Genomic DNA, 6,488 nt, shown 5'->3' on the forward strand with positions numbered 1-6,488 from the left:
GAATTGGTAGCAACTAACAAATAACTAACGACTGCAACATCTGCCTGACGCTCGATAATTAATCCGTGTATCCGTGTCCTAATCTGTGTTGTGCTTTCCTTCTTCCCTCATCCTTCTTCCTTCTTCCTTCTTCCTTCTTCCTTCTCCACCCATTCAATTACTTGTTTGCCCAAATTAACGCCGTCAAACAAGTCAATTTCTCTGATCCCTGTAGGGCTGGTAACATTAACTTCTGTGAGATAACCGCCAATGATATCAATGCCGACAAAGTACAGTCCGTCCCGTTGCAGCACGGCTTCTAACTGAGCGCAAATTTGCAGTTCGCGATCGGTGATTTCGGTTTTTGCCACTCGGCCGCCGACGGCCATGTTGCCGCGAAATTCATTGCCAGTGGGAATGCGGTTGATAGCACCAATGGGCTTGCCGTTCAACAATATAATCCGTTTATCTCCCTCTTTTGCTTCCGGCAGATAAGTCTGAACCATCACTGGAATTTGCCCTTGTTGAGTGCTAATTTCCACCAGGGAGTTAAGATTGCGATCGTCGGCTTCCAAGAACAAAATCCCCTCGCCAGCTTTGCCACCCAAGGGTTTAAGAACTGCTGCTCCTTTTTTCTCAACAAATTGCCGAATTACCTGCTTGTTTTGAGAAACAATTGTCTCGGGGATCGCTCCCTCAAATTGCAAAGCATACATCTTTTCATTGGCCGCCCGCAATCCTTTGGGACTGTTAACTACCAAAGTTTTAGTGGGATCGATGCCATCTAAAAGGTAAGTAGCGTAGAGGTAAGGAATGTTGACTGGGGGGTCTGTCCGCATAAATACTGCGTCCATTGCTTCCAGAGGCTGCAAAGTAGGCTGTTCCACCTCATACCAAGCCTCAGCAGCCTCCCAGCGTCCATCTACCAGTTTGACTGGGGTGAGGGCTACCCGACTCAGCATTGCCCAGGTTTTGCCGCCGATGACGCTTAGTTCGTTGGCTTGAGTCGCCCAGACTTCGTGGCCCAACTCTTGAGCTGCCTCCATCAGCGCTACGCTGGTATCGTGTCCTGGAATTAGTCGCGCGAGGGGATCGATGATGAATGCAAATTTCATTGTCAGTTAAAATTAAGAATTGGTCGCAGGAAAATTAGGGCTAACTGAAAATTCGACAAGGAATGCCTCATTTTGCTGCTAGCAGCGGGTCTAGCTGGCCTAGAGCATCAAGTTTGTGGATGTCGTCGCAGCCACCTATGTGTTGGTCGTTAATGAATATTTGTGGCAGGGTACGGCCTCCGTTGGCTCGATCGCTCATTTGAGCCCGTGCTGCTTCATCTCCGTCGATCGCGTACTCTGTAAAATCAATCCCTTTTCGCTTTAGCAGTGCTTTGGCACGAACGCAAAACGGGCAGGTTCTCCAAGTGTAAATTTCTACTTTAGGGGTCATGGACGCTCAAGCAATAACAATATTTTTTAATTGTAATCTTAACCCTAGTGCGGACTGTTTTTAGTTCCTAGGCTGAAACCCTTGATTTTTCGTTGGTAGCGAACTTGCCTTGGAGCCTTGAAACCCTTATTATACGGTTGACTCTCAAAAACTGTCCGAGGGATTGATCTTAACCAATCTTATTTTAATTTTTATATTTTAATTTTTATTACATCTAGCAACCTTCTCGGCGTTGCACCGGAGGTTATTCATTGCTGAAACCCTTCCCGGGAAGTGCATTTGCCTTCTTCCTTGTTTTTACCCTGACTGAAGTCGCTATAGCTTTCTTCCTTCAACATCCGGCTCTATTTGCAGCGCACAAGCTAGGTGTGAAGTTATTTTGTATACAAGTTTTTATTATTTTATATATTAAGTAAACAAATACCCATGCTTAAATAAACGGAGACATTGGGAAGGCAAACAGGTTGGTCCTCAGCCTGCCTAGCGCTGCGGACCAACCTGCTTGTTTCGCTTTCTGCACGAACAGATCATGCCTGCACCTGTCAGTAGGACTGCGATCGCAGTACCCGGTTCAGGAATAGAAGTTGAGTTTCTCGAAGGTGTGCTTGGGTATATTTCGGGCAAGCTCGGCTGGGTCGCCAATGGCGGGTCCGGTTGCGTTGCTGTTGATCCCTGGCTGGGGGTACAGGCACTAGAAAAATTTCCAGGCCCACACACATCTACTTGTGCTGAAGCCGGAGGGGCGGCAGCTAGATAGTAAAACGCTGTTGCCATTGTGGCAGAGAGTCCAATTGCTAGTTTTGCCAGTGGCGTACACATAACTATTTAGTTAAACAGTGGTAAAATCGAAAAATAGAAATAGTCCTAGAGATTAGCGCTGTACGACGGGCAAGGATTTTAGAGTTCTTACAATAAATGGATGTATTCTCTGGCGGACGTCTGTAAAAGATAGTATAGCGCTTGAGGTGAGTGCCCAAACACTTTAATAATAATATTATTCTCTTTCACCTTTACGTCGCGTACCGTGGTTGGGCCAGAGTGAAGCAACATCTTTTTGCAACCTCTGAACCAATAGCCGTTACAGCCATTAACAAAGAGTGTTTTTACCTTGACCGGGGCCTCCGGAAATTATTTATTTAACCGATCGCAAAATAGAGATGCTGTATTGTACTTTGCAATGCACAATCTGACTACTCTTTTATAATCTCATAGTTCGACTAGATCTGTCCTCAGTATATGTACGTATATTCCCCCATGTCAACTACCCAAAAGAAATATTTCAGTATTTACCGAGGGTAGAGGGCGTATTGAATGAGCTGAGCTAATCTGTCGCGGAGAGTTTCCATCCCCAAACCTTTGGCAGCAGAAATAAATACTGCTTGAGGAAATTCTTCCCGGGCGAGGGCGAGAGTATCTCCATCTACGGCATCTATTTTGTTAAAAACTACAAGGGCTGGCCCGGGAGTGACGGGCATATCTGTCAAAATATTCATGACGGATCGAATTTGGCTCTGCCACGCCGGATGGGAGAGATCGACAAGGTGCAGCAAAGCATCGGCGTCAGTGACTTCTTCGAGGGTAGCCCGGAAAGCGTCGATCAAGGCGGGGGGAAGTTCGCGAATAAAGCCCACTGTATCTGTGAGGACGAGCGACAGGGGTTCCCCGGTGACGCCGGGAATGGTCAACCGTCGAGTTGTGGGGTCGAGGGTGGCAAATAACTGGTCGGCGGCATAGACCTCGGAATTCGTGAGCAGGTTGAGCAGAGTCGATTTACCGGCGTTGGTGTAGCCGACGATCGCCACTGAGGGTACGTCGTGATGATGGCGGTTCTGCCGCAGCCGGAATCGGTGCGCCAGGAGTTGATTTACTTCTTGCTGCAATCGAGAAATGCGTTTGGCGATCGTCCGCCGTTCGGTTTCTAGTTTGGTTTCCCCGGGACCTCTGGTACCGATGCCGCCACCCTGTCTCGACATTGCCTGACCGCGACCTCTGAGCCGGGGCAGGGCGTACTCTAGCTGAGCGAGTTCGACTTGTAATTTACCCTCGCTCGTTCGAGCTCTTTGGGCAAAGATGTCGAGAATTACCTCTGTGCGATCGACGACCCGGATACCTATCTGAGTTTCCAAGTTCCGTATTTGTGCGGGGGCAAGGTCGCGATCGAATACCACGAGGTTAGCGCTAACCGTTTGAGCGGCGAGGGAAATTTCCTGAACTTTGCCTTCGCCGACGACTGTCTGCGGATGGGGGCGCGATCGTTTTTGGCGCACTGTTTGCAGCACCTGACCCCCCGCGCTTTCAACCAGCCGCGTGATTTCTGCGAGCCCGTCCTCAAACTCCAACTGAGTCATGTGCTGAGTCATTACACCTACCAACAGCACTTTATCTTGGTCTGCATCGACCTGCTTAGCGACAAACTCTGCTTCAAACTCTGCTTCGAGTCCTTCCACCAAATCCAGAAAGTCTTGGTTGGCGAGTTCGTCCAAATTTAGCGGTTCTGATATTTTCCAGGGAAAGTGTTGAGTTTTGATTAGTGACTTTTGAATTGAAGGCTCTTCTATTTCATCAGTTGAATCTGGTTCTAACTGAGCGCTCAAAACAGAGAACTCAAAATTTGGTTGGTCTCCCTGGGGTATCAAGTGAGCGAGATAAGTTTCTTGGATGTAACCAGTCGCACCGCCGCCGCGGCGCTGAAATCCTCCCCCAGTCAGTGTCAGCCAAACGAGGGCGTCGAGGCGCTGAATTGCCATTGCTGTGAGAGCTGCTTCGCTTGGGGTTTCTGGCTTCAGATGGGTGGCGATGCAGCGAATGCCGCTGAGGCGACCTCCCCCGTAGCGGGGTAATTCTAAGGGCGCAATCTGCGTTTGGCGGGGTGTACCCACGCCGACGCGAATTACTTGTCCGCGGCGGTTGATGTAGGTGCAGATGGGTTTGTCTATTTCCGTGCTGATCGCGGCGACGCGCTGGGCGAATTCTGCAGTGGTGATGCGATCGCCCGGTAGTCGCTGGTGGTACAGCTTTTCGAGTTGCTTGAGCTGGCTGGACTTTAAACCTTGAAGATGGCCGTAGATGGTTTCGATAACTGTTTCTCCCGATCGATCTGTTTATCTCCTATTTTAGTTAACTCAAGGGCGATCGTGTTCGGGTTTTAAGTTCAAATTTAATAAATTTTCTTGCCTCTAGCAGAGCGCGGATTCAGTCTTGTCGAGTCACCAGCGCCGTTGTTTGTCGCTACGGGGCGATCGAGCCTTTCACAGTGGCCACCTCAGCTTGCAGTTGTATTTAGTATTTACAGATACACGCGATCGCTGAAAAATTTCGCGCAACAAAACTTAACACTTTATTTTTTGTTTCAAAATCCTCCTTTAGACTTGTGTGTATCATGGGCCTAGAGACAGATAGCAAAGCAGAAATTAGGTCGCTACCATGAGAAGCGAACATTGTTAAGGAATGTAAAAACATGGAAACTCGTCCTACTAACGTGCCTCCTACGGCTAATGCTTACAACGGTAAAGATCGGAATGCCTTTCTGTTTGGCTTCAACCCGCAAGCAGAACTTTGGAACGGTCGCTTAGCGATGATTGGTTTCTTAGCTTATTTGCTGTGGGACGCCGCTGGATATAGCGTTCTGCGTGACATCCTTCACTTTCTGCCTACCTACATTGCTCAGTAATGAGTAGCTGTCTGTCCTGTCTGGCAGCGTGAGTAAATGCCGCCACTGCCAGACAGGCTAAAAGTTACAAATGGCAGCGAGTATGGTTTTGTCCCTTTGTATCTTTCGTTACTTTTGAATGGCATTAAGAGACTTCTTGCTGTGATTCGATGATTACGGGTGGGGGCGATGTCGCTGGCGCGGTGAATATTGACAGCAACAGATATTTATTACGTAAAGGCGATCGCTCCTGCTATTATATTGGTGGAAAGAAATCTCATCGAGCATTTCTGATAGTTTATGAAAAATAGGAGCATCAACAATGATTAACTCAAATTTACTGGCAGTAGTAGCATCGACTGTGACTGACACAGCATCAGGAAATTGGCAAAAGCCTCTGGTGATGTTTATTTGCAATATCTTAGCCTTGCTAGTTCTCAGCCGCCGAATTTGGTATCCCCACGTCGGGCCGAAAATGCCTTTGCCCTTCCCGTCTTTGTTCAACAATGTTAGCGTGCCGGCATTTCTGGCTTGCATGAGCGCCGGTCATTTGCTGGGAGTATTGGCGATTTTGACGCTGAGTATCGACAAGGCTATCTAGTAGCAATTGCGCCGCTGTTTGGGCGATTTCTTGCTGCAATTTGTTGGTTAAACGGCTGACAAAAAATAGCAGGGGTAAGTGAAAAGCACTCACCCCTAATTTTGATTATCTCTAGGGAATGACGGAGAAATCGGTTGTTTTACCATGCACCTACAACTAACGGGGCTTAAACAAATTTCAAGCCCAAACTAGCTTGCTCGACAGGAAATAGGTCACTGTTGGCTTATAGCGCACCCACAAATCTATAAGATATAGCTGTTGTCAAAGCTTTTAATATCTCCGTAAAAGTAGTTAAAAATTGTGATGCCCTTAGCAAGGACGCAATTCACCCTTCAACTGATACCAAATTACCAAACGGTAGACCCAAAATACTAATATTCAATGCCCATAAAGACGGCTCATTCCTCTGACGGGATACTAGGCATAATCCTAACAATTTCTGACAATCACGATAGAATAACTCTAGCCAATTACGTTGGAAGTAGGTTGTTGCTCAAGAGTGATGATTCTTCTACAAAGAAATCAGCTTTTGAGATAGCTGGATTACCAAATGAGCCACGCCTTATGCTGAAAGCAACACAAAATATATGAGTATTCATCAGACCAATTTTGGCAGTAGTTTGTATGCAGCAAACTGCTCAAATGTTGTCGGAGTGATGCTCTCAGGGGTTCGTGCTGTGGCATAAATTCCGTCAGGGTTGGCAAGGGCACGCAGCAGGTTTCCTAACTCTTGTTGTATAGCAATCCTATATGAATTGTGAAAAGGCATCAAATCTTTTCAAGTTAGGAAAATTGAAAAGATTATATTTAGCA

At 47.3% G+C, this 6,488-nt stretch carries 7 protein-coding genes; 4 read left to right on the forward strand and 3 right to left on the reverse strand.

The window, feature by feature from the left end:
- Positions 1-107: 107 nt before the first annotated feature.
- Both gshB and grxC read right to left on the reverse strand, forming a co-directional pair.
- Positions 108-1,094 carry a glutathione synthase gene (gene gshB, locus QUA47_RS20515; RefSeq protein ID WP_333432110.1) on the reverse strand — a complete coding sequence of 329 codons (987 nt, stop codon included), beginning with the start codon at positions 1,092-1,094 and terminating at the stop codon, positions 108-110.
- Positions 1,095-1,161: 67 nt separating this feature from the next.
- Complete coding sequence (gene grxC / locus QUA47_RS20520; RefSeq protein ID WP_190656887.1) at positions 1,162-1,425, reverse strand: glutaredoxin 3; 264 nt, start codon at positions 1,423-1,425, stop codon at positions 1,162-1,164.
- 529 nt (positions 1,426-1,954) lie between these two features.
- On the opposite strand from grxC, the gene QUA47_RS20525 reads away from it, so the two are divergent.
- Entirely contained in the window at positions 1,955-2,182 is a 228-nt protein-coding gene (locus QUA47_RS20525; protein WP_333432111.1) for a hypothetical protein, read from the forward strand.
- A gap of 529 nt (positions 2,183-2,711) precedes the next feature.
- On the opposite strand, the gene hflX is transcribed toward QUA47_RS20525, so the two are convergent.
- The gene (gene hflX, locus QUA47_RS20530; RefSeq protein ID WP_333432112.1) at positions 2,712-4,304 is read right to left on the reverse strand and encodes a GTPase HflX; all 1,593 of its coding nucleotides are present in this window, start codon (positions 4,302-4,304) and stop codon (positions 2,712-2,714) included.
- A 43-nt stretch (positions 4,305-4,347) separates the two neighbouring features.
- Here hflX and QUA47_RS20535 point away from each other — a divergent pair, with 43 nt between their 5' ends.
- From QUA47_RS20535 to QUA47_RS20545, 3 genes are all read left to right on the forward strand, one after another.
- Entirely contained in the window at positions 4,348-4,479 is a 132-nt protein-coding gene (locus QUA47_RS20535) for a hypothetical protein (RefSeq protein WP_333432113.1), read from the forward strand.
- Positions 4,480-4,882: 403 nt separating this feature from the next.
- The gene (locus tag QUA47_RS20540) at positions 4,883-5,095 is read left to right on the forward strand and encodes a chlorophyll a/b-binding protein (protein WP_190656884.1); all 213 of its coding nucleotides are present in this window, start codon (positions 4,883-4,885) and stop codon (positions 5,093-5,095) included.
- A gap of 301 nt (positions 5,096-5,396) precedes the next feature.
- A complete protein-coding gene (locus QUA47_RS20545; protein ID WP_333216098.1) occupies positions 5,397-5,675 on the forward strand; it encodes a Photosystem I reaction center subunit PsaK in 279 nt (92 codons plus the stop codon).
- Positions 5,676-6,488 lie beyond the last annotated feature (813 nt).

This window comes from Microcoleus sp. MON2_D5 (assembly GCF_036701905.1).
In the GTDB taxonomy this organism is placed as follows: domain Bacteria; phylum Cyanobacteriota; class Cyanobacteriia; order Cyanobacteriales; family Microcoleaceae; genus Microcoleus.